We start from the raw sequence: 22,478 nt of genomic DNA on the forward strand, positions 1-22,478 counted from the left end.
GAGCTACTCGGGCTTGCGGGGTCGGCGAGAGGTGCTGACCCGGTTGGGAAGCGACGCTATAGGCGGGGCCCTTGCCGCTTGTCTAGCCTAAAAATTGCGGCTTTGTTGCGCCTGTTCAGTCCTCCCGATCGCTGCCAGCATCTTGGCTAAAATGGTCCGCCAGCTGGTCCGGAGAAACCGCCGGTCCGGGTATTTTATAGCCATCGCCCAGCCATTGCAGCAGATCGCGATCCTTGCATCCCGCGCTGCAGAACGGTGCCCATTGTTCGGAGCCCGGGCGACGGCATACCGGGCATTTCGGCGGCTTGGATCCGGCCATCGGCTATCCCTGCGCCAGCAGGCCGGGAAACAGGCCGAACAGCAGGATCGCGGAAATCACCACCGGGCAGAGCCAGCGCACCAGAAAAAGCCAGATTCGATGGAAATTGCCATCCAGTCCGTTTTCGCTGTCAATCAACCGGCGATCCGCCACCCAGCCAATGAATATCGCCACTAGCAGAGCCGATGTCGGCAAGAGGATTTTCGCGGTCAGCTCATCGATAATGCCGAATACCGGCTGTCCTGAAAAGATCATGAAATCAAATGGCTGGAAATCTGCCTGGCTGTTGAAGGAAAAACTGGCCCAAGCACCGATCAGGAAGGCGAGACCGCCCAGAATGATGGTAATCAGCCAGCGAGGCTTTCTGAAACGTCTAATGGCCCAGCTGACGGAAGCTTCCAGCAAGGCAACCGAACTGGTCAGTGCGGCAAAAAATACCATGATGAAGAATAGCAGGCCAATCAGTGATCCCGCCGGCATCGTCTGAAAAGCCACCGGCAGATTGACGAACAAGAGTCCGAGCCCGCCCTGCACCTGCTCCTGACCATCCAATATGGCGTTCAAGCTCGCTGGCGCGAGCGCTGCAAAGGTGATCGGAAATATCGCCAGACCGGCAATGACGGCGACCGAGGTATCAGCTGCAGCGATTTGTACCGATGTTTTCGCGAGGTTGATATCGCGCGCGGCATAAGCACCATAAGTGATCATCAGCGCAGACCCGAGAGACAGCGAGAATAAAGCCTGGCCGAGCGCCGACAACTGCACCGACGGATCGAGCAGACGCGCCGGGTCAAAAGCAAACAGAAATTCCAGGGCCGCACCGAACGAGCCGGTAAAGGCACCGTAGACCGTAATCGCGATCAGCAGGATGAAGAAGACCGGCATCAACCAGACCGCCACCTTCTCGATGCCGCTGCTGACACCGCGGCCGACGGCAAATATCGTCAGCGCCATGAAGATGGCATGCATCGTGAGCATCTGGCCGCTATCCGCCTGCAGGGCTGGCAATATGCCCTGAACCTGATCGATCGAATAGTCTGGCATCGCGCCTTGAGTCAGGCCGCCAGTCGCGACAGCATTGCCCACGTCGCCTGCAAAAACGCCAATGAAATGCAATATCCAGCCGGCCAGGACACTATAATAAGTAAGGATCAGGAACGCACCGACCATCCCGATACCGGCGGCTATCGACCACCAGCCTGATGCGCGCGATTCAAGCGCCACCTTCTTCATGCTTTCGATCGCCGACCCCTGACCATGGCGACCAATGAGCGTTTCGGAAAGCAAGATAGGCAGGCCGATCAGCAACACACAGAAAATGTAGAATATGACAAAGGCACCACCGCCATTCGCACCGGCTTCCGCCGGAAATCGGACCAGATTGCCCAGCCCGACGGCCGACCCAATCGCTGCCAGTATGAAGGCTGTTCGCGAGGACCAGCCCTCGCCTGCGGGTACTGATGCGACTGCCATATATTGAACTCCCCGATTATTTGGCCCGTATGCGGACTTGTTGCCTTTGTTACTAGCCGCGCATCAACATCGGGCCAAGCGGTTTTCCGGCAAAAATATGGATGTGCAGATGGGCCACTTCCTGATGGCCATGCTCGCCGATATTGGCGAGCAGACGATAGCCCGGCTCGACCATACCGGCTTCCCGGGCGACATGGCCGACGGCGCGCACAAATCCGGCGATCTGCGCCTCGCTTGCCGATGCGGAGAAATCATCCCAGCTGACATAGCGGCCCTTGGGAATGACCAGTATATGGTCGGGTGCCTGCGGATTGATATCGTGAAAGGCAAGCGCCCATTCGTCTTCATAGACGGTCTTGTTTGGAATCTCGCCGCGCAATATTTTCGCAAAAATATTGTCGTCATCATAAGCCTGGGTCGGATCGATCGCCATCAACTTGCTCCTCTGGCCGCTTTTTCCTGCAGGCCGGACAGTCCTTCCCGGTGCGCCAGTTCAGCGATCACCTCGTCCAGGGAAAGATCCATATCCGCGAGCAGGACCATCAGGTGAAAAAGCAGATCGGCAGCCTCCCCTGTCATTGCTACCCGATCGTTCTGGACCGCAGCAATCACCGCCTCGATCGCCTCTTCCCCGAGCTTTTCAGCCATTTTCGCGCGGCCTTTGGCGTTAAGACTGGCAACATAGCTGGTTTCCGGATCGGCCGTACGCCGCGCCAAAATCGTGTGTTCGAGAGATTTCAGAATATCGGTCATCGCCAGTGGTTTGCGCGACAGGCCGCCTGTTCGTCAAGCCCTCGCGGCAGAAGTTTGTGTCATCCATCAAAAGGGGCCGCCAGATCCCCCACTGGCGGCCCTTGGCCTCCCGCATGCGATAGCTTGCTGCGCCATGATCGTGACGACTAGTTTTTTCTGCGACGCTTCGCAGCCAAACGGCCTGCGACCAGGCCACCCAGCCCGAGGCCAAGCATCATCAGGCTGGACGGTTCCGGAACCCGAGTTCCGCCGCTGGAAGAAGAAGACACGCCGCCCGATGCACCGGAAGAAGTGCTGGTGGAACCGCCATAGCTCGACGAACCCCATCCCGAACTGCCCCAGCCTGAGCTGCCCCAGCCCTTGACCGAGCCGCGGCTATCCGATTTCCAGGTTGCTTCAGCGGGTGCGCTGGCGGCAACAGCCAATGCTGCAAAACCCGTCAAGATCGCACATATCATCAGCTTCACGATATATCTCCATTCCCAGTTCTCTGTCTGCAATGATTAAAGCAATATTCCTGCCAAACGGACGAACGCCGCCGTTTCACTCGAACAAAATGGTTAAGCTGAATTCCAGATCATCGGGGAATGTAAGGTAAACCGACATTAACCATGGGTCGGCAGGATAGGATCAAGCCCGCGCCGGCAGCCCCGCAGCGCGCAGAGCAGCATGGGCGTCGCCGATGCTATGTTCGCCAAAATGAAAAATCGAGGCGGCAAGGACGGCATTGGCATGGCCATGAGTCACGCCCTCGACCAGATGAGCCAGATTGCCGACTCCTCCGCTGGCGACAACCGGAATGGCAACCGCATCGGCGATGGTCCGGATCAGGTCGAGATCATAACCGTCGCGGGTGCCATCGCGATCCATCGAGGTCACCAGCAATTCCCCTGCGCCCAGATCCGCCATGCGGATCGCGTGTTCCAGCGCATCAATCCCGGTGGGTGTGCGCCCGCCATGGGTGTAAATTTCCCAGCGCCCCTCGGCGACACGCCGGGCATCTACCGAGGCCACCATGCACTGGCTGCCAAATCGCGTGGCGATATCGCTGATCACCTCGGGCCGGGATACAGCAGCGCTGTTCACCGCGACCTTGTCGGCCCCGGCCATCAGCAGCGCCCGCGCGTCGTCCGCCGTGCGCACGCCGCCGCCGACGGTGACCGGCATGAAACAGACTTCGGCCGTACGCCGGACCACATCGATGATCGTGTCGCGCTTTTCATGGCTGGCGGTTATGTCCAAAAAGCATAATTCGTCGGCACCGGCAGCATCATAAGCTTGCGCCTGTTCAACCGGATCACCGGCATCCTGCAGGTCAACGAAATTCACGCCTTTGACCACCCGGCCATTGGCGACATCGAGACAAGGTATGACGCGGATACGGACGGTCATCTGTTCGCCATCGCAATCGCCGTCGCCAGATCCAGCCGGCCGTCATATAGTGCCCGTCCGGTGATCACGCCTTCTATCCCGTCCTTGGCAAATTGTGACAGCATATGGATATCGTCCAGACCCTTGACTCCGCCGCTGGCAATCACGGGAATAGCGACCGCCCGTGCCAGATCGACCGTCGCTTCGATGTTGCAGCCGGTAAGCATGCCGTCGCGACCGACATCGGTGAACAGGATCGCGGCGACCCCGGCATCCTCGAACCGGCGGGCAAGATCGCGAACGCTGACATCTGAAACATCGGCCCAGCCCTCGGTCGCGACCATGCCATCGCGCGCATCGACGGCGACGACGATGCCGCCTTCATGTTCCTTGGCCATGTCCTTGACGAAGTCCGGGTCCTTGAGCGCGGCTGTACCGATAACCAGTCTCGCCACACCCAGTCCAAACCAGCGTTCGACCGTCTCACGGTTGCGGATACCACCGCCCAACTGAACATAGCCCGGGAAACTGGCGATAATGGCTTCGACCGCTTCCGCATTTTTGGGTGATCCGGCAAAGGCGCCATCCAGATCGACGACATGGATATGTTCGGCTCCGGCAGCGGCAAAAAGCCCAGCCTGTGCGGCCGGATTGTCGCCATAGACTGTGGCCCGGTCCATATCGCCTTCGGCCAGGCGCACGACTTCACCCGATTTGAGATCAATGGCGGGAAATACAATCATGCTGAAAATTCCATCATTCGTGAGTCTGTCGAACCAGGACTGCCGGAAAAGAAACAACCTTCGACAAGCTCAGGACAAACGCTATTCCACATGGTCATGGTTTCCAACCGAGAAAACGGTCCAAGAAAGCGAGGCCATAAGCTTGGCTTTTTTCCGGATGAAACTGGACGCCGACGATATTGTCGCGGCCGACGGCGGCGACCAGTGGTCCGCCGTGATTGGTCGTCGCCAGAATATCCGACTCCGCGGCGACGTCAAAATGAAAGCCATGCAGATAATAAGCCTCGCCGGCCTCGAGCAGATCATGCCCTTCGGTCGGAGTGACGTCATTCCAGCCCATATGCGGGATTTTTATCGCCGCAGACTCCGGTTCAATAGCGGCAACCGTTCCACCGATCCAGCCGAGGCCTTCATGCGAACCAAATTCGATGCCCCTGTCCGCCAGCATCTGCATCCCGACACATATACCCAGAAAGGGCACGCCTTCCGCGCGCACACGCTGTTCCATCGCCGCGACCATACCGTCGATTCCCACCAGAGCATCCCGGCAGGCCCCGAAAGCGCCGACACCGGGCAATATGATGCGATCTGCCCGTGCCACCAGCTTCGGGTCGGTAGTCACGGCCACATCACTGGCCCCTGCGGCCATCAATGCATTGTGGACACTGTGCAGGTTACCGGCGCCAAAATCGATCAGCGCGATTGTCTCAGCCACCCAATTGCCCCTTGGTCGAGGGTATTGCGTCGCCCTTGCGCGGGTCCCGCTCGATTGCCTGACGCATAGCACGGGCCAGGCCCTTGAAGATGCTTTCCGCTATATGGTGGTTATTCTCGCCATAGAGCAGTTCGACATGAAGTGTGATGCCAGCGGCATCGGCGACACTGTGAAACCAGTGCTTGAACATTTCCGTGTCCATCTCGCCCAGCCGTTCCTGGGTGAAACCGGCGTTCCAGACCAGAAAGGGCCGCCCGGAAATATCCAGCGCAACCCGGCTCAATGTTTCGTCCATCGGTGAATAGGCGCTGCCGTAGCGCACGATCCCGGCCTTGTCGCCGAGCGCCTGATCAATCGCCTGGCCCAGCGCAATGGCGCTGTCTTCGGTGGTATGATGCTGGTCGACGTGGAGGTCACCCTTGATCCGCATCGTCAGGTCAATCAGCGAATGGCGCGAGAATTGTTCGATCATATGATCGAGAAAACCGATTCCGGTCGACACGTCATATTGACCGGTCCCGTCGAGGTTCAGCTCGACAAAAATCTCGGTTTCCTTGGTATTTCGCTCTATTGTCGCTGTTCTCATGCCACAGGCCTATAGTGGCTTGAACAAATCAGGCAAGAATTTCGCGGTGCACGGACGATGGGAAATTCATTTTACGCCCTTGACCCGATGCGCGCTTCGCGCCACCTAGTGCAAATGAGCGATGATGCACCCGACAGCCTGATTCCTTACGATGAAATCGTGCAGGAAGCTTTGCGCGCGGTCGTGGGCCGGGTGCTGGGTGAGGTCGTCAAGGGCGGCCTGCCCGGCGAGCATCATTTCTACATCACCTTCAAGACCCGCGCCCCCGGCGTCGATATTCCCGATCATCTGATCGCAAGATTTCCGGACGAAATGACGATTGTCCTGCAAAACCGCTACTGGGACCTGAAGGTCGATAATGACCGATTCGAAGTCGGCCTGAGTTTCAATCAGATCAGCTCGATGCTGCATATCCCGTTCGCGGCGATCACGTCTTTCGTCGATCCGGCCGTGGATTTTGCGCTGCAGTTTCATGTGGACGAGGTCGAAGGCGAAATAAACGGTCACGACCCGGCGGAGAATGACGGCGAGACAGAAGTGGTCGAGCCGGTCGATGACGGCTCCAACGTGGTGACGGTGGACTTCGGCAAGAAAAAGTGAGCGGGACCCGCACAGAAACCGACTCTCTCGGCGAGATAGACGTACCCGCCGATGCCTATTGGGGTGCCCAGACGCAGCGCAGTATTGAAAATTTCCCTTTTCCCCGCCAGGAACGCATGCCGATCCGGCTGATCCACGCGCTGGCCGCCGTCAAGCAGGCAGCGGCGCGGGTCAACGGCATCCACGGCCTGGAACCGGAAATTGCCGCAGCGATCGAAAAAGCGGCCAATGCCGTGCGCACAGGCGCCTATGACAACCAGTTTCCGCTGAGCATTTGGCAGACCGGGTCGGGGACGCAGACCAACATGAACGTCAATGAAGTGATCGCTGGCGTCGCCAACGAGACGATCTACGGCACCCGCGGCGGCAAATATCCGGTCCACCCGAATGACCATGTCAATCGCGGGCAATCGTCCAATGACAGCTTCCCCACCGCCATGCACGTAGCCGCAGCGCGGGCCCTGGAAGTCGAACTATTCCCGGCGCTGGAACAATTGCACGATGCACTGGCGGAAAAGGCGCGACAGTGGAAGGCGATCGTCAAGATCGGTCGAACCCATTTGCAGGATGCCACCCCGCTCACTCTGGGACAGGAATTTTCTGGCTATTCCGCACAACTGGTAGCTGCGCGCGACAGGATCGAAACGGTGTTGCCTCGGCTGCACCAGTTGGCGCAAGGCGGGACTGCGGTCGGAACCGGCCTCAACGCACCGGAAAATTTCGGCGAGCATATCGCCAAGGAAATTTCAAAAATCACTGGCCTGAAATTTACCTCGGCCTCGAATAAATTCGCCGAACTGGCAGCGCATGACACGATGGTCGAATTGTCCGGCGCGCTCAACACGCTGGCAGTTTCGCTGACCAAAATCGCCAACGACATCCGTCTGCTCGGTTCCGGGCCGCGTTCTGGCCTGGGAGAACTGGATCTGCCCGCCAACGAACCGGGCAGTTCGATCATGCCCGGCAAGGTCAATCCGACTCAATGCGAAATGCTGACCATGGTGGCCGCGCAAGTCATCGGCAATCACCAGGCGGTCACCGTCGGCGGGCTGCAGGGGCATCTGGAGCTCAATGTGTTCAAGCCACTGATCGGCGCCAATGTGCTGCGTTCGATCGAGATTATCTCGATCGGCATGTCCAGTTTTGCTGAACGCTGCGTGGAAGGCCTGGAAGCCAATGAAGGACGGATCAAGCAACTGGTCGACAATTCACTGATGCTGGTCACGGCACTCGCCCCGGTGATCGGCTATGACAAGGCGGCGGCGATCGCCAAGCACGCGCACGCGACTGGCCAGACGCTGCGCGCAGCTGCGCTGGAACTGGGCCTGGTTGACGCGGAAACTTACGATACCCATGTTAGACCAGAGAAGATGGTCGGCGATGATGGCTGATCCAGGAACATGAAAATTATGCCGATTGTCAGAAACCTGTTCACCACATTTGTCGGTTATGAAGCGCGCAAGCACACCAATGGCAATGGATTGCTCAATTTCGGCCTCGGTATGATTGCTGCCCGTATTGCGACCGCGTCCATTCCGGGCGCGCTGCTGGTCGGCGGCGCGATTATTGCCAAGAAACTTTATGATGATTCGAAAGAGCCCGAGGCTTTGCCTGCATCCGAAACCATCATCGACATTGAGGGCAAGCGAGCGGCTGATGACAGCGTTGCTCTTGCCGACGTTCCGGTATCAAGGCTTTCCCGTTAGCCAATAGCTGGTGCCAGCGGCCTGCCAGTCCTTCACCGAATCGATCGGTACTGTGAGCATCAGAATATTGAGCGCAAGATTGTCCCGAATCATATAGGCTGTGAAAAGCTCGAAAATCACGGCAATTGCCAGCGTCACTTTCCACGACAGACGGGAAGCCATGAAAACGCCGACGATCATCCATGCGATATCGGCCATGGAGTTGATGATACTGTCGCCCTCATAGCCATAGGAAATGGTTGTTTCGCGATAGCGGTCAATGATGACAGGGGAATTTTCCAGCACCTCCCAAGCGCCCTCGACCAAGATCGACAGGATGAGGATCACACCAAGCGGGAACAGCTTCGGAAAACTCTGGCGCAACAGATAGCCGAGACCGAAAAAGATGAAGCCATGAATGACGTGGCTCATCGAATACCAGTCGGCGAGATGCTGGCTATTTTCCGACGATTGAACAACAGCCTGCCAAAGTTTCACCGTACCGCAGGCGCAAATCGGCGGGCGCCCCATAGCAAACAGGATCAGGGCAAAACCGGCAAATGTTATCAGAGCGATCAGTGCGCTGATTTTGCTGATTCTGAGCGGCCAGGCCATGTGACGTTTCCTTTTCGAAGGACAAGCTGAGACCAGCTTATCCAACCAATTGCAATATTGATTGTAACTGACATTGCTGTAAGCTTGCGAGCAAGCCGCCAGTTACAAGCGGGACAGGAGAGCAAGTTGGCGACAAGCGTGCAGTCAGGGCGAGCGCCCCGCAAATTCTATGGCTGGACCAATGTCGGTCTGTTCTTCTTCATTCAGTTTGCCGCTTCGGGCTTCGTCTATTTTGCCTATTCCGTGATCTTTCCGGTCATGGTCGAAACGATGGACTGGAATCGCGGTACGGCGTCTCTGGCACAAACGGCTGCGCTCATCATGCTGGGCCTGGCCTATCCGTTGACCGGCTATCTGATCCATCGCTTTGGCGTGCGCCAGACGGTGACCATCGGCTTGCTGGTGATGCTTTCCGGCCTGATGTTGCTGGTGCTCGCGGTCACCGCAATCTGGCAATGGATCGTCGTCTGGGGCATCGTCATGGGTCTGTCTTTCGCCCTGACTGGTCCGATTTGCTCGCAGACCGCGATGATCAGCTGGTTCAGTATCAAAAGATCCACCACCATCGGTATTGTCATGACCGGCGGTGCGCTTGGCGGTGCCTTGGCGCAGCCGGTCCTGTCGAGCATGATGGACCAGTTTGACAGCTGGCGCGCGGCGTGGCTGATCGCTGCCGCCATGGTCATCATCGCCCTGATTGCCACCCAATTTGTCATCAACCGGCCCCAGGATATCGGCCAGCACCCCGACAATATCGATCCCGTCCTGGCATCGGATGATCCTCTGGCCAAGGGTTCGCGCCCCAAAACGCATCGTACCGGGCACGACTGGACCATGCAGCAAATCATCCGGACGCCGACTCTCTACATGCTGATGCTGGTCAGCTTGGGCTATCTGGCTACTTTCTTTTTCCTGCTGAACCACGGGGTCCTGCACCTTACCGACAGCGGCCTTTCCCGTCTGCAAGCCGCCTCGGTCATCGGGCTCGCGATCCTGGGCAGCGGTCTGGCGCGGATCCCGGCTGGCTGGCTGGGCGACCAGTTCGAATTGCGCTGGACCTTGTTCGGTTCGATCTTGCTGATGGCCGTCGGCCTATCGGGCTTCTGGCTCGGTCAGGGCATTTTCCTGCTCTCGGCGATGGGGATGCTGTTCGGCGCTGGCTACGGTAGCCTCCTGGTGCTCAGCCCGGTCGTGATCGGCAATTATTTCGGCGAGCGCGCGTTTCCGATCATAAACTCCGTACTCGCGCCGGTGATGCTGCCTTTTGCCGCTGCTGCGCCGGCAGGGGCAGGCTATATCTTCGAGGCAACCGGAAGCTATGATCTCGCCTTCACCGGCGCCATCCTCCTGCTGATTACCGGGCTCGGCGCCGCGTTTTTCCTGAAACCGCCGCCGACACCAGCCTAGATATTGCCATCGCTGGACAGCAGCGCGGCAATCGGGCGGGTGCCCGGTCGGCGCGCCAGCACGATCATCAGGATGGTCGTGAACGGAACCGCCAATATCGCGCCGGGGATACCCCACAGGCTCGACCAGATCGCCAGCGAGACCAGCACCACCATCGGACTGAGATTGACTGACTTGCTCAGCATCTGCGGCTCAACGACATTGCCGATAATCACCTGCGCTACCGTCATCAGGCCGGTGGCGATCAGCGGGATCGTCAGATTACCGAACTGCGCCACCGCAAACAGCGCGGGAAAGGCAACCCCGATAAAGGAGCCGATATAGGGAATATAGTTGAGCAGGCCGATGATGATCGCCCAAAGCGCCGCATATTCCACGCCCAAGATCAGCAATATCACCCAGCATATGACCCCCAATATGATATTGATCAGCGTCTTGGTCGCCAGATAACTACCGATATCATGGTTGATCCGCGTGATCATATTGAGCGTATCGGTGGAATCGCGCCCCGCACCAAAGGCACGCCGCACCTTTTCCGGAAACCCGGTAATTTCGCTGAGCAGGAACGAGGCATATAGGATCGTGATGAAGATAAAACCGCCAAAGCTGGTCAATGATGACAGCACCGACTGGGCTAGCGCGGCAATATCGATCTCGGTGAAAAATCTGGTCGCGAATTCGCTGATCGCCTTGGCAACGGCTTCCGACCCCCGGTCGAATATCGCAGCCGGAGACGCCATCAGTTCAGACATTTCCGGTCGGCCGATCCCTTCATCGACCACCGCCGGGAACCATGTCGCAAACAGATTTTCAAGATTGCGCTGATAGAGCGGTAGCGACGGCACCAGATTTTGCAGGCTCGCCACCAGCATCCGGGTCATGGCGAACAGCAGCGCCAATACCCCGATCAGGGCAAGTGTCGCGCGCAGCCACAGGGGCGTCCGGCCCAGTCCTGGAATGCGGGCGACGGTGGCGCTGGCGGCATAGAGAATCTGCAGCAGGATGATGGCGGTCACGATCGGCAATATGATGTCCTTGCCCACGTAAAACAGCCAGCCGACCATGATGGTAATGCCGATCGCGAAGAATATGGTGCTGACGCGTCCTTGAATCATGTTTTTCGGATAGCCGGATTTAACCAGACTGTCATCAGGATGATTGCGCTGGCCAAGGCGATCGACAAACATCGGGACAAGCATCTTGACGCCATGCTCCGTTCTCGGCCAATAGCCGCTATGGCCGAGAATATATCTTCCCAGAATATCGACAATGATCACCGCCAGTTGAACCGCCGGGGGCTCCTGTTCGTGCTGTCTTCGCCGTCTGGTGCGGGCAAGTCGACATTGGCGAAAATGCTGCTGCAGGCCGATCATGAGATCGCCATGTCAGTCTCCGTGACCACGCGCCAGAAACGGCCCGGCGAAGAACATGGCAAGGATTATTATTTTGTCAGCGGCGACCAGTTTGAAGAAATGGTCGCCGATCACAGCTTTCTCGAATATGCCACGGTTTTCGGCAATCGCTACGCCACCCCAGCCGCACCGGTTAATCAGAGCCTGGAAGAAGGACAGGACGTATTGTTCGACATCGACTGGCAGGGCACGCAGCAGCTCTACCAACGCGCCGGACAGGATGTCGTACGGGTCTTCATCCTGCCGCCCTCACTGGAAGAATTGCGCAAACGACTGGAAAGCCGCAACACCGACGCGCCCGAAATCATCGAAAGCCGAATGCAGCGCGCGGCCAGTGAAATCAGCCACTGGGACGGCTATGACTATGTCCTGATCAACGACGATCTCGAAGCCTGCTTTGCCAAGGTGAAGCAGATCCTCGCGACCGAACGTATGCGGCGTTCCAGGCAGACCGGTCTGATCGGCTTTGTCCGGGATCTAATCGCCGAATAGAAATCCGGCTCAATGGGTCCAGGCTGGTGTCGTTCTAGAATGTGCGCGAGCAATATGAGATCTGGCCAGCCTCGCAGCGCTTCACGGCATCCCGCCATTGTTCCATCTTCATTTCATGAGCAGCCTGGCGTTCCGCATATGCCTGTTTGTCAGCGGCGATCTGCTCCTGGTTCAGGCGCAGTTTTTCAGCATATTGTGTTGCGGAATCGGCGTTTAGGCGGTTCAAATATTCTGCCCGAAGCGAGTGGGACTGATTGCGGATGCAAGCAGTCAGAAGTTCGGACCGGTTTTGCTGCGATCTGAATTTTTCGGACGCCGCAAACCAGCGTGTTTCAACAATCGGTGCACATATTGCAGGAATTTTTGCCAGTCGCTCGTCATAGTCGCTCGTCAGACTTCTAATGAACTGCTCGTTCGACTCAATTTCAGGATCCACACGTAATTCGGCTTTTTTCCGATAGTTTTCACATTCCGGACTCGCCCAGATCTGGTAATATTTTTCGTTATTTACAGGATCGGATCGACTATATTGTCCGACCAGATATTGTTTGGCGCCCTCACAGTTCACCCCGGGTTCCTGCGCCATTGCGGTGCCACTGCAAAACACAGCCATCACTAAAGCGTTGATGAAGAATATTTGTCGGTACAGCATATTCAGTCCTTTCGCTCAGGACACCCCATGCATGAATTTATCTCCGACAGCAAATAGTTGCAAGAATGATCTTCGCGATCCTCGAGCCAAAGGGATGAAGCTCTGGACAAGCAAAGGGGATGGCACCAGCAGCATTGCGACGGCCGTGCCCAATAGGGGGTGAGCGCTGGTCCCGCCTTCCCGGGAACAGGAGCTTGCCCATGCGGTAGGCAGTTTTCCCCGGTCCGGCAGTTTGCGAATCCGCATACTGATACCATCCCCCGTATTGAGCTTCGATGCGACCCGAGACTTAATATGCTGTTACGGATCTTACTCAGCTATCTGCCCCAATAGCATGGCGGCGTGCTGCTCCGCTCCTCATTCGACCAACGGCAATGCAGAGACGATGAACGGGCAGACGGGTTGCAACCACTGCATTCGCCGGCCGTTTCGGTTACATCATCTGCAACCGGCACAGCCAAAAGACCGTTTGTTTTTCCGCTCCGAACGGTTACCAGTACTGGGAGCGGGCAGGGAGCAATATGGCAGAAGCACGGGAAATCGAAGTCCTGATCGTTGGTGGCGGCTTCTCAACCATGCCGCTTGTGCGGGAACTGGAAGCCGGCGGCATCCGCTGGCTGATGGTGTCGATGATGACGCCGATCTGGCAGCAACTGGAAGCCGCCGATGCGATGGATTTCGATCTGGTCAGTTCGCTGCAGAGCAGCGTCTATTCGTTCGAGCTGGTCGAAATGCTCCGGGAACAGGGTGAGGACTTCAAGGACGGATTTCCCACCGCCCGGGAATATTACGCGATCCACAAGAAATATGCGGCACGCCATGCCGATAATATCCATCAGGGCCGCGTCGACCATATCGACAATCATGCCGATCACAGCATCGTCCATCTGGAAAGCGGTGAGACATTTCGGGCCAGTCATGTCGTTGTTGCGACCGCCTTCCGACGACAGATGAATGCCAATCTCAAACAGATCAAGGTCGGCCAGAGCTATGCTGGCAAGAATGTGGCGATTACCTCGACTGGTGACAGTTCCAATCTGCTGATCGCCAAGCTGGTTGCTTATGGGGCAAAAGTCCACCTGGTCACCAACGGCTTCATCATCCTCGACAAGATGTTCGCCACCTTTTCCCCGTTCGACGATGGCCCGCGCTTCGTGCCGCTCGACCAGCTGGAATGCCACAATTTCTCCGAAATCAGTAAATGGGGCTATCGCGCCTTCATCGACGGCGGCTATATCCATGGCTTGATCCACCACTGGTTCGCGAAACTGTTCGATCGCAACAGCCTTGGTGTGCGTCATCCCAAATCGATCCGGCCGCACGGCGATATCCGCAACTTCTTCAAGGCCAGGGCACCGATCGAAAATGGCCATATCGCGATCAAATATTGGCCGATCGACGTCTACAAGCTCTATTGCGAGGACACGCTCGAGCAGAAGATCAGCGACGGCTATCTGATCAACGACCTGCCGTTCTTCCTTGAGCATGGCCATGTGCAGCTGTGGGACAAAAGCGCCACCACAATAGACCATGATGCGAAATTGCTGAGCGAAGCTGGCCACACGGCATCCTTCGACATGATTATCGACGGCGATCAGGAAATACCAAATATTCCCCAAATCCTGGTGCATGGCGATGGCCAGCCGGCTGCCTTCACCTACAAGGCCCGCGAACAGTTTCTCGGCGTGACCTCCCCCGCTCTGCAAAATATCTACACCATCGGCTTCACCCGTCCGTTTACCGGCGGACTCAACAATATCAGCGAGATGCAGTGCCTGCTGGTTCACCGGATGATGACGGATCCGGAGTTTCGCAGCAAAATCCGCAGCAATCTCGACCAGCGGATCGCGGACTATAATGCGACCTATTATGCCCGTCGCCCGGAGAAAAAGACCGACCATCTGGTCTGGTACGGCACCTTCACCGACGAGGTTGCGAAGGTTCTGGATATCCGACCGAAACGCAGTGATACGCCGGGCTTCAAAGGCCTGATGAAATATTATATGTTTCCCAACAACGTGTTCCGCTTCCGCGAAAAGGGCCGTTATGCGGTTGAGGGCGTCGGCGAGTTGATCGAGCATACCGCGAAACAATATCATGATTACAAGGTGCTGGCGCTGCTCGTCATCCGCTATCCGTTTTTCGAGCTGTTGGCGCTCGCCACGATCCTGCTGGCGCCGGTGCCGTGGTGGGTGAAGATTCCAGCAGCCATCATCCACAACCGCCTGCCCTTCACCTCGACGCTGGTCGGAAAATTCGGGTTACCGACGCGGGAAAGCAAGGCGATCTTCAACTATCGCAAGGCGATCAGCTTTCCGGTGCTGGCCTATCCGCTGGTGGCGGCGGTGGTCTGGGCTGCGGCGGGTATGGACGCGGCGTTCGGATTCTCGGCGGCGCTGCTCGCTTATGTTTACGCCATGGTGCATCTGGGGACGGCAAAGGGCTGGAACCGCAAGTTCTTCTGCGACATGAAGAGCAAGCGGTCACCCGAGATGGTCGGGTTTTTTGAGAAGTATCGGGAGGTTTTGAACAGAGTGGGAGCAAACAGCGATAAGAGCGAAGTTTAGATGTGGGTGCACATTTATATCGTCGCCTCATTCGGAGAAAAAGCAAACAGTTGAAACGGGAACCGCCAACAGGAGATTCCCGTCCCCTTCCCGCTATTTCTTTTTCATGTCAAACCCGGTGGTCGACAGAAATTTCCATGAATCGCCGCTGCGGACGAGGGTTTCGACGATGCCGCTGGCCTCGCGCTCGGGTTTGTCGGTCGCCCGCTGGGTCACCTGCAACACCGTGTAATTCACAACCGCCGTGTCCCCGCTGATCGCGATGGCAAGCGGCGAAACTTCATATTGCAATGTCTTTGACTGACTATTGTTGAAGCGATTCCACTTCTCCATCGACGCCTTATATTGCGGCGATGGCGTATCTGCACCCCATGACACCATATGGTCATCGACATAGCTTCCCGGCCATTTACCGTTTTGCGCGACATCATCGACCCAGGACTGCTCGACCACTTTCCATACTGCAGTCTGTTCTGCGGACCAACTGGGCGCTTGCGCAATGGCGACATTGCTTGCGCCGAAACCAAGTACCAGGACCGCTGATGCGGCCAATATTCTATTTGTCATCACAATTCCCCTGTGGGCTGTGATAGCGTAAAAAAGCGGAAATAGCCGCTTCCTTCGCCACTCAGCCCTTTTCCCATTGCGCGACCCGAGCGGAGAAGAGCAGATTTTGAGCTGATGCGCAAATAGTCATTGAAAAGAGAACAAACATTGAACATATAACACCTATCACCCTGTCCTTCTGACCCGCTGGACTCTCTCCGGCATCTTCTGCAAAGCACGCGCATGAGTCTGACCCACATCAAAGTAAAAGGCGCCCGGGAGCATAATCTCAAGGGCGTCGATATCGAGCTGCCGCGCGAGAAGCTGATCGTAATTACCGGCCTCTCCGGTTCCGGCAAAAGCTCGCTGGCCTTCGACACCATCTATGCCGAGGGACAGCGGCGCTATGTGGAGTCACTATCCGCATATGCTCGGCAGTTTCTGGAGATGATGCAGAAGCCCGATGTCGAGCATATCGAGGGCCTGTCCCCCGCCATCTCCATCGAGCAGAAAACCACCAGCCGCAATCCGCGTTCGACGGTCGCGACCGTCACCGAGATTTACGATTATATGCGCTTGCTCTGGGCGCGCGCCGGGGTGCCTTATTCGCCCGCGACCGGCCTGCCGATCACCGCACAGACCGTGTCGCAGATGGTCGACCGGGTGATGACCCTGCCCGAAAAGACCCGATTCTTCCTGCTCGCCCCGGTCGTGCGCGGGCGCAAGGGCGAATATCGCAAGGAATTGCTCGAGTGGCAGAAAGCCGGCTTCACCCGGGTCCGGGTCGATGGCGAATTTTACGATATCGAGGAAACGCCGAAGCTCGACAAGAAATACAAGCATGACATCGAGGTTGTCGTCGACCGGCTGGTGGTGCGCGACGGCATGGAACAGCGCCTGGCCGACAGTTTCGAAACCGCGCTGCGGCTCGCCGATGGACTGGCATTTGTCGATCTGGCGGACGGCAGGGTGGAGGAAGCTTTGGCGCTTGCCGGTCGCGCTTCGACAGGCTCAGCACCAAAGGCGAGGGACGGCGTTGCTGAAGCCAAAGCAAATTTCAGTCCGGAACCGGGAGTGGAATCCGTTAGTGGTGAGCCTGTCGAACCACGAATCACGGACGAGAAACACCGTTCGACAAGCTCAGCGCTAACGGACTCCCCCCAGGGCAAGATGAAAGGCACCGGCCTGCCGGACAACCGGATCGTCTTTTCGGAGCGCTTCGCCTGTCCGGTCAGCGGCTTCACCATCGAGGAAATCGCCCCGCGCCTGTTCTCGTTCAACGCCCCCCAGGGCGCCTGCCCGTCCTGCGACGGTCTCGGTGAGAAACTCCATTTCGACACGCAGCTGATCATACCCAATCCGGCGCTGAGCATCAAGAAGGGCGCGGTGGTGCCCTGGGCGAAGTCCAATCCACCCTCGCCTTATTATATGCAGGTGCTGGGATCACTTGCGCGACATTTCGAATTTGATCTGGATACGCCTTGGAACGAACTGAGCGAACATCATCAGGATGTCATCCTCAACGGCACCCAAGGGCTGCCGGTCACCCTGCGCTTTCAGGACGGGCGCAAGTCCTATGAAGTGAAGAAGCCGTTTGAAGGCGTGGTCGGCAATCTCAAACGCCGCATGCTGCAAACCGAAAGCGCCTGGATGCAGGAAGAACTGGCCAAGTTCCAGGCAGCAGCGCCCTGTGAAACCTGTCACGGTGCTCGGCTCAAGCCGGAAGCCCTGGCGGTCAAGATCGCCGGCGAGGATATTTCCATCTCGACCCGGCGCAGCGTCGGCGATGCGCTGGAATTTTTCGAAGGCCTCGGCACGAAGCTGGACAAGACGCAAAGCCAGATTGCCGAACCGATCCTGAAGGAAATTATCGCTCGGCTCGGGTTTCTCAACAATGTCGGCCTCGACTATCTCAATCTCGACCGGACCAGCGGGACGTTGTCGGGGGGCGAGAGCCAGCGCATCCGCTTGGCCAGCCAGATCGGGTCCGGCCTCTCGGGCGTGCTCTATGTTCTGGACGAACCCAGCATCGGCCTGCACCAGCGTGACAATGACCGGCTGCTGACGACGCTGAAGCGGCTCCGCGATCTCGGCAATACGGTGATCGTGGTCGAGCATGACGAGGACGCGATCCGCACCGCCGACTGGGTCGTCGACATGGGGCCGGGCGCAGGTGTCCATGGCGGCGAGGTGGTCGCCGAAGGCACGCTCAAACAGATCTTGAAATCGAAGAAGTCGCTGACGGCCGCCTATCTCAACGGAACGCGCGAAATCGAGGTGCCGGCCAAGCGGCGCAAGGGCAATGGCAAGAAGCTGACCGTCCACGGCGCGACCGCCAATAATCTGCAGAATGTCACCGTCTCCTTCCCGCTCGGTACCTTTACCTGCGTCACCGGATTGTCCGGTTCGGGCAAAAGCTCGCTGACCATCGACACCCTCTATGCCTCGGCCGCCCGGACGCTCAATGGCGCGCGGGTGATAGCCGGCAAGCATGACAAGATCACCGGTCTGCAATATTGCGACAAGGTCATCGATATCGACCAGTCGCCGATCGGCCGCACCCCGCGTTCCAACCCGGCCACCTATACCGGTGCCTTCACCAATATCCGCGACTGGTTCGCCGGACTGCCCGAGGCCCAGGCACGTGGCTACAAGCCCGGCCGGTTCAGCTTCAACGTCAAGGGTGGCCGCTGCGAGAAATGCCGGGGCGACGGGCTGATCAAGATCGAGATGCACTTCCTGCCCGACGTTTATGTCACCTGCGAGGAATGCGGCGGCAAGCGCTATAATCGCGAAACGCTCGAGGTGAAGTTCAAGGGCAAGTCGATCGCCGATGTCCTGGATATGACGGTCGAGGACGCGGTCAGCTTTTTCAAGGCGGTGCCGCCGATCCGTGACCGGATGGCGATGCTCTACGAAGTGGGCCTCGGCTATGTGAAGGTCGGCCAGCAGGCCACCACGCTATCCGGCGGCGAGGCGCAGCGGGTCAAGCTGGCCAAAGAACTGTCAAAACGCTCGACCGGACAGACCCTCTATATTCTCGACGAACCGACCACCGGACTGCATTTCGAGGATGTGCGCAAGTTGTTGCAGGTGCTGCACCGGCTGGTCGAGCAGGGCAATAGCGTGGTGGTGATCGAGCATAATCTCGATGTCATCAAGACGGCCGACCATATCATCGACCTCGGCCCCGAAGGCGGCGTTCGCGGCGGCGAGATCGTCGCGCAGGGGACACCGGAAGAAGTGGCGCAGGTCAAGGCCAGCTTCACTGGCGGCTATCTGAAGGCGATGCTGGCGAAGTGAGCAACGGTCCGGTGAAGCTGCTCTTCGTCTGTTCGCGCAACCGGTTGCGCAGCCCGACCGCCGAAGCGGTGCTGAATGCGGTTGACGGTGTCTCCGCGATCTCGGCGGGCACCAACCATGATGCGGAGACCCCGATCTCCGGAGACCTGATCGAATGGGCCGATCGCATCTATGTGATGGAGAATGCCCACAAGAAAAAGATTGGCCGACAATATGCGGCACTGCTGCAAGACAAGACAATTCGCAATCTTGCCATTCCGGACAATTACCGGTTCATGGACCCAAATCTGGTGGCGAGAATAAAGTCCGGTTTCCCGGAATATTTTACCTAGTAGCGCAAAATCTTTGCCTGCCAGAGCACCAGAAGTGGTGACAGCAATTCCACGAACATGGCCGCGAACTGCTCTGTTGGCGGTGCACCGACGGTCAGGTATGACAAGACCCGCGCACAGCCCCCGATGAAAAAGAATAATATCGCGAAACGGAACAACAACGCCCGCTTCCTTATGTCACCGGCGCTGTAGAAAATCATCGCCGCGACTCCAATATAGACCCCGGAGAGATAGCGATACTGGTTGTCCATCGCAGGGGTGAACGCGTCACCACCCATATGTTCTGCCGCACCCCATATCAGGCCGTTGACCCCGAACCAAAGCGGGATGAATCCAATCAGAAAGGAAAGGATGCGAAATGCGGCCATATATATTCTCCTCTATTTTATGCGGTGTGCCTGTCGACGGGCATGTCCCGACAGGCGATAGTCCAGCGGAAATGATGCCCAGCTAGTGGCTAAGCCGTCAAGGCCGCTTGCAGCTGTTGCAGGCCCTCTGCCTCCTCGGTCGTCAGCTCCTGCGCTTCGCAGCGCGGGTCGGTTTTCTGCAATGCGCGGATCATCACGTCGTTGATCGGAATGGGATCGCAGCCATGGTCAGACTTGCAGATCAGGTCGAACTGCGGAGCCGCCTTGACGTGACAATCCTGGCAGCTGTTGCCGAACCGGTTCTTCACTTCGGCAGCGCCGCGTGTGAGGATCTTTGTTTCCGCCGCCGAGATATCCAGATCGAAATATTCCCAGTCCTTGGTCACAGCATCAAAGCCTGATTCGCGCTTGACCATCACTTCGGTCGGTACCAGCTGCACCACCGAGCCCACCGGATAGACGCCGCCTTCTTCCGAACCTGCGACCGCTATGGTCGCGTCGATATCCCCGTTCAAATTGCCAACAAAAAAGCGGTCGACCGCGGTCAGGTCGCTGATACAGCCAAAGCTGGCTGCGGTGATATTCTCGGTTGGCAAGCTAATCGCTGATTCTGCCTCAGCCGCTTCGGGTTCCGCCCCGGATCCGCCGCATCCCTGGGTAACAAGGCCTGCCAGCAACAATATCGCCGCCGCACGAACCAGCCGCCTGGATGATTTACCTTCCGATTGGATATGTCCCATGCTTGTCCCCCGCCGATTTAAAGAGTGCCACGCGCATATCCGCCTGTCAATTTTTTGCGTTCACGAGAAAAATCTGGTGAAACGCAAATAAGATAGCCGCGATTCAGGCATCGCTGGTCCTAATCCCGAACAGCTTGCGGCACCCGCACGGCCACTAGAGCCGTTCGAACCGCACCGGCAGACCGTCCTTCGGCTGCGGAATTGGGAAGACCTGCCATTTCGGTGCATAGTCCGGCCCGCCCTGCAGGACGATGCGATTCTGGGTCAGCATGGCGTGCATCAAAATCTTGATCTGCATATAGGCGAAATGCAGTCCCAGACACATATGGGCGCCACCGCCAAAGGGAACCCATGCATATTTATGCCGGCCGGCAGAATTTTCCGGCGTGAATCGCAGCGGATCAAACCGGTCCGGTTCCGGCCAGTGCTTTTCCATCTTGTGGACAAATTGCGGGCTGATACCAATATTGGTACCCGCTGGGATGGTATAGTTGCGGAAGGTGAATTCCTTGAGCGCCCGGCGCGGGATGCTCGGCACCGGAGGGATCATCCGCAAGGCTTCCTTGAACGCCATTTCGGTGAGTTCCAGCTTGCCCAGTTGCTCAAGCGTCAGCGTCGTTCCGGCGGGTGCAACCGACAGGCATTCCTCGCGCAGGCGGTCCTGCCATTCGGGATGCTTGGCGAGCAGATAGGTCATGCTGGTCGCAGAGGATGTAATCGTGTCATGCGCCGCCATCATCAGGAAGTTCATATGATCGACGACTTCATCCTCGGTCAGCAGTTCGCCATTCTCATGGGTCGCCAGGCAAATCTGGGTGAAGATATCCTCGCCACCCTTGGCACGGCGCTCCTTCACCTGCGGGGTGAAATATTCTAACAGATATTCGCGCGCCTTGACGCCTTTCCACATCTTGGTGAACGGGATCGGTTTGCGGACCACGCCGATCGAGGCCTGCACTTCATCGACAAAGGCCTTGTTGATCTTGTCCGCTTCCGGACCCCAGGGGATGCCGAGTATCGCACTGGCAGCGGTATCGAGCGAAAGCGACTTGATCGCCGGGTAGAAATTGATCTCGGTGCCACTCCATTCGGTTACCCGTTCCAATATGCCTTCACCCAGAACCGCACAATGGCGTTTCATCGGGCCGGGCTTGAACGCAACCGACAGCGCTTTGCGGTCGGCTCTGTGTCGCTCGAAATCCATCAGCATCAGGCCGCGCGGGAAGAGATTGTTGAGCACCGGGCCCCAACCCTGTTCGCTGGAAAATATCTTGTCCTTGTTGAACATCACCAGTTCGGTTGCGTCGGCGCCGAGCAGCATCACGTTCTGCTTGCCGAAGCTGAACGTGCGATAGACCGAACCATAGCGATCAAACATGAATTTTCCGAAACCGATCGGATCCTTGATGACCTTCAGGGTCGTTCCCAAAACCGGCAGACCCTGTTCGCCCGGGATATGCGCCAGTTGCTCCTCGCTCGGCGGCTTTACCCAATGGGGATTGGCGCTCTCCTGATAGGGATAACCATGCGATACTGCTGCAATTGTGGCCAACGAAATTCTCCTGAAGTGGGATTTGTCCCCATCCTAGCTACTTTCATTAATGTCAGCAAGCCACTCCATTCATAAGCTATTCAATCGACTGATGATATCAACGCCAACAATAAGATAAAGAATCGCGACTCGGCTTGGCTGTCGCCAGTGGGTCGGTATTGAGGAAAAGAACATGACCAATTTTGCCATCCCCCATTTGTTCAAATCGACGCTGGCCGTAGGTGCCTTGCTGGGCTTGGCTGGCTGT

At 57.5% G+C, this 22,478-nt stretch carries 24 protein-coding genes; 8 read left to right on the forward strand and 16 right to left on the reverse strand.

Annotated features, from left to right (window positions below; all coding sequences use genetic code 11):
- Positions 1-115: 115 nt before the first annotated feature.
- The 9 genes from ACEW8J_RS03260 to hisB all read right to left on the reverse strand — a co-directional run bounded on the left by ACEW8J_RS03260 (position 116) and on the right by hisB (position 5,960).
- On the reverse strand, positions 116-319 hold the full coding sequence (locus ACEW8J_RS03260; protein WP_373490201.1) for a DNA gyrase inhibitor YacG: 204 nt from the start codon (positions 317-319) through the stop codon (positions 116-118).
- Positions 320-322: 3 nt separating this feature from the next.
- A complete protein-coding gene (locus tag ACEW8J_RS03265; RefSeq protein ID WP_373490202.1) occupies positions 323-1,792 on the reverse strand; it encodes a sodium-dependent transporter in 1,470 nt (489 codons plus the stop codon).
- A gap of 52 nt (positions 1,793-1,844) precedes the next feature.
- On the reverse strand, positions 1,845-2,225 hold the full coding sequence (locus ACEW8J_RS03270; RefSeq protein ID WP_373490203.1) for a histidine triad nucleotide-binding protein: 381 nt from the start codon (positions 2,223-2,225) through the stop codon (positions 1,845-1,847).
- Positions 2,225-2,545: a phosphoribosyl-ATP diphosphatase gene (locus ACEW8J_RS03275; RefSeq protein WP_373490204.1), complete on the reverse strand. Its 321-nt coding sequence runs from the start codon at positions 2,543-2,545 to the stop codon at positions 2,225-2,227. Before ACEW8J_RS03275 ends, ACEW8J_RS03270 begins: the two co-directional genes overlap by 1 nt.
- 146 nt (positions 2,546-2,691) lie before the next feature.
- A complete protein-coding gene (locus tag ACEW8J_RS03280) occupies positions 2,692-3,003 on the reverse strand; it encodes a PEP-CTERM sorting domain-containing protein (protein ID WP_373490223.1) in 312 nt (103 codons plus the stop codon).
- Between the two features lie 172 nt (positions 3,004-3,175).
- Positions 3,176-3,937, reverse strand: coding sequence for an imidazole glycerol phosphate synthase subunit HisF (gene hisF, locus ACEW8J_RS03285; protein ID WP_373490205.1), 762 nt, complete (start codon positions 3,935-3,937; stop codon positions 3,176-3,178).
- The gene (hisA, locus tag ACEW8J_RS03290) at positions 3,934-4,659 is read right to left on the reverse strand and encodes a 1-(5-phosphoribosyl)-5-[(5-phosphoribosylamino)methylideneamino]imidazole-4-carboxamide isomerase (RefSeq protein ID WP_373490206.1); all 726 of its coding nucleotides are present in this window, start codon (positions 4,657-4,659) and stop codon (positions 3,934-3,936) included. Before hisA ends, hisF begins: the two co-directional genes overlap by 4 nt.
- A 94-nt stretch (positions 4,660-4,753) precedes the next feature.
- A complete protein-coding gene (hisH, locus tag ACEW8J_RS03295) occupies positions 4,754-5,374 on the reverse strand; it encodes an imidazole glycerol phosphate synthase subunit HisH (protein ID WP_373490207.1) in 621 nt (206 codons plus the stop codon).
- Positions 5,367-5,960 (reverse strand): imidazoleglycerol-phosphate dehydratase HisB, encoded by a 594-nt coding sequence (gene hisB, locus ACEW8J_RS03300; RefSeq protein WP_373490208.1) that lies wholly within the window; start codon positions 5,958-5,960, stop codon positions 5,367-5,369. The genes hisH and hisB overlap by 8 nt, the downstream gene beginning before the upstream one ends.
- 114 nt (positions 5,961-6,074) lie before the next feature.
- Here hisB and ACEW8J_RS03305 point away from each other — a divergent pair, with 114 nt between their 5' ends.
- From ACEW8J_RS03305 to ACEW8J_RS03315, 3 genes are read left to right on the forward strand one after another with little or no spacing between them, the layout of a single operon-like run.
- A complete protein-coding gene (locus ACEW8J_RS03305; protein WP_373490224.1) occupies positions 6,075-6,560 on the forward strand; it encodes an SspB family protein in 486 nt (161 codons plus the stop codon).
- Complete coding sequence (gene fumC / locus ACEW8J_RS03310; protein WP_373490209.1) at positions 6,557-7,951, forward strand: class II fumarate hydratase; 1,395 nt, start codon at positions 6,557-6,559, stop codon at positions 7,949-7,951. Before ACEW8J_RS03305 ends, fumC begins: the two co-directional genes overlap by 4 nt.
- An 18-nt stretch (positions 7,952-7,969) precedes the next feature.
- Positions 7,970-8,266: a hypothetical protein gene (locus ACEW8J_RS03315; protein ID WP_373490210.1), complete on the forward strand. Its 297-nt coding sequence runs from the start codon at positions 7,970-7,972 to the stop codon at positions 8,264-8,266.
- Here the strand turns inward: ACEW8J_RS03315 and ACEW8J_RS03320 are convergent.
- A complete protein-coding gene (locus ACEW8J_RS03320; protein WP_373490211.1) occupies positions 8,249-8,860 on the reverse strand; it encodes a DUF2585 domain-containing protein in 612 nt (203 codons plus the stop codon). The genes ACEW8J_RS03315 and ACEW8J_RS03320 overlap by 18 nt on opposite strands.
- A 126-nt stretch (positions 8,861-8,986) precedes the next feature.
- Between ACEW8J_RS03320 and ACEW8J_RS03325 the strand changes: the two genes are divergently transcribed.
- Positions 8,987-10,267, forward strand: coding sequence for an MFS transporter (locus ACEW8J_RS03325; protein WP_373490212.1), 1,281 nt, complete (start codon positions 8,987-8,989; stop codon positions 10,265-10,267).
- Here the strand turns inward: ACEW8J_RS03325 and ACEW8J_RS03330 are convergent.
- Positions 10,264-11,466 (reverse strand): AI-2E family transporter, encoded by a 1,203-nt coding sequence (locus ACEW8J_RS03330; RefSeq protein WP_373490213.1) that lies wholly within the window; start codon positions 11,464-11,466, stop codon positions 10,264-10,266. The two genes, ACEW8J_RS03325 and ACEW8J_RS03330, sit on opposite strands and share 4 nt — an antisense overlap.
- 36 nt (positions 11,467-11,502) lie before the next feature.
- Here ACEW8J_RS03330 and gmk point away from each other — a divergent pair, with 36 nt between their 5' ends.
- Entirely contained in the window at positions 11,503-12,171 is a 669-nt protein-coding gene (gmk, locus tag ACEW8J_RS03335) for a guanylate kinase (RefSeq protein ID WP_373490214.1), read from the forward strand.
- A 34-nt stretch (positions 12,172-12,205) separates the two neighbouring features.
- Here the strand turns inward: gmk and ACEW8J_RS03340 are convergent, their stop codons facing one another.
- Positions 12,206-12,823: a hypothetical protein gene (locus tag ACEW8J_RS03340; protein WP_373490215.1), complete on the reverse strand. Its 618-nt coding sequence runs from the start codon at positions 12,821-12,823 to the stop codon at positions 12,206-12,208.
- A 521-nt stretch (positions 12,824-13,344) separates the two neighbouring features.
- Here ACEW8J_RS03340 and ACEW8J_RS03345 point away from each other — a divergent pair.
- A complete protein-coding gene (locus tag ACEW8J_RS03345) occupies positions 13,345-15,390 on the forward strand; it encodes a hypothetical protein (protein WP_373490216.1) in 2,046 nt (681 codons plus the stop codon).
- 93 nt (positions 15,391-15,483) lie between these two features.
- On the opposite strand, the gene ACEW8J_RS03350 is transcribed toward ACEW8J_RS03345, so the two are convergent.
- Entirely contained in the window at positions 15,484-15,957 is a 474-nt protein-coding gene (locus ACEW8J_RS03350) for a hypothetical protein (protein ID WP_373490217.1), read from the reverse strand.
- Positions 15,958-16,179: 222 nt separating this feature from the next.
- Here ACEW8J_RS03350 and uvrA point away from each other — a divergent pair, with 222 nt between their 5' ends.
- Positions 16,180-19,239: an excinuclease ABC subunit UvrA gene (uvrA, locus tag ACEW8J_RS03355; RefSeq protein WP_373490218.1), complete on the forward strand. Its 3,060-nt coding sequence runs from the start codon at positions 16,180-16,182 to the stop codon at positions 19,237-19,239.
- Entirely contained in the window at positions 19,236-19,571 is a 336-nt protein-coding gene (locus ACEW8J_RS03360; RefSeq protein ID WP_373490219.1) for a low molecular weight protein tyrosine phosphatase family protein, read from the forward strand. The genes uvrA and ACEW8J_RS03360 overlap by 4 nt, the downstream gene beginning before the upstream one ends.
- On the opposite strand, the gene ACEW8J_RS03365 is transcribed toward ACEW8J_RS03360, so the two are convergent.
- From ACEW8J_RS03365 to ACEW8J_RS03375, 3 genes are all read right to left on the reverse strand, one after another.
- Positions 19,568-19,939, reverse strand: coding sequence for a DUF4345 domain-containing protein (locus tag ACEW8J_RS03365; protein WP_373490220.1), 372 nt, complete (start codon positions 19,937-19,939; stop codon positions 19,568-19,570). The two genes, ACEW8J_RS03360 and ACEW8J_RS03365, sit on opposite strands and share 4 nt — an antisense overlap.
- Before the next feature lie 89 nt (positions 19,940-20,028).
- Positions 20,029-20,679 (reverse strand): hypothetical protein, encoded by a 651-nt coding sequence (locus ACEW8J_RS03370; RefSeq protein WP_373490221.1) that lies wholly within the window; start codon positions 20,677-20,679, stop codon positions 20,029-20,031.
- A 154-nt stretch (positions 20,680-20,833) separates the two neighbouring features.
- Entirely contained in the window at positions 20,834-22,231 is a 1,398-nt protein-coding gene (locus ACEW8J_RS03375) for a cytochrome P450 (protein WP_373490222.1), read from the reverse strand.
- Positions 22,232-22,478: the final 247 nt, after the last annotated feature.

The organism is Parasphingorhabdus sp., assembly GCF_041748495.1.
In the GTDB taxonomy this organism is placed as follows: domain Bacteria; phylum Pseudomonadota; class Alphaproteobacteria; order Sphingomonadales; family Sphingomonadaceae; genus Parasphingorhabdus.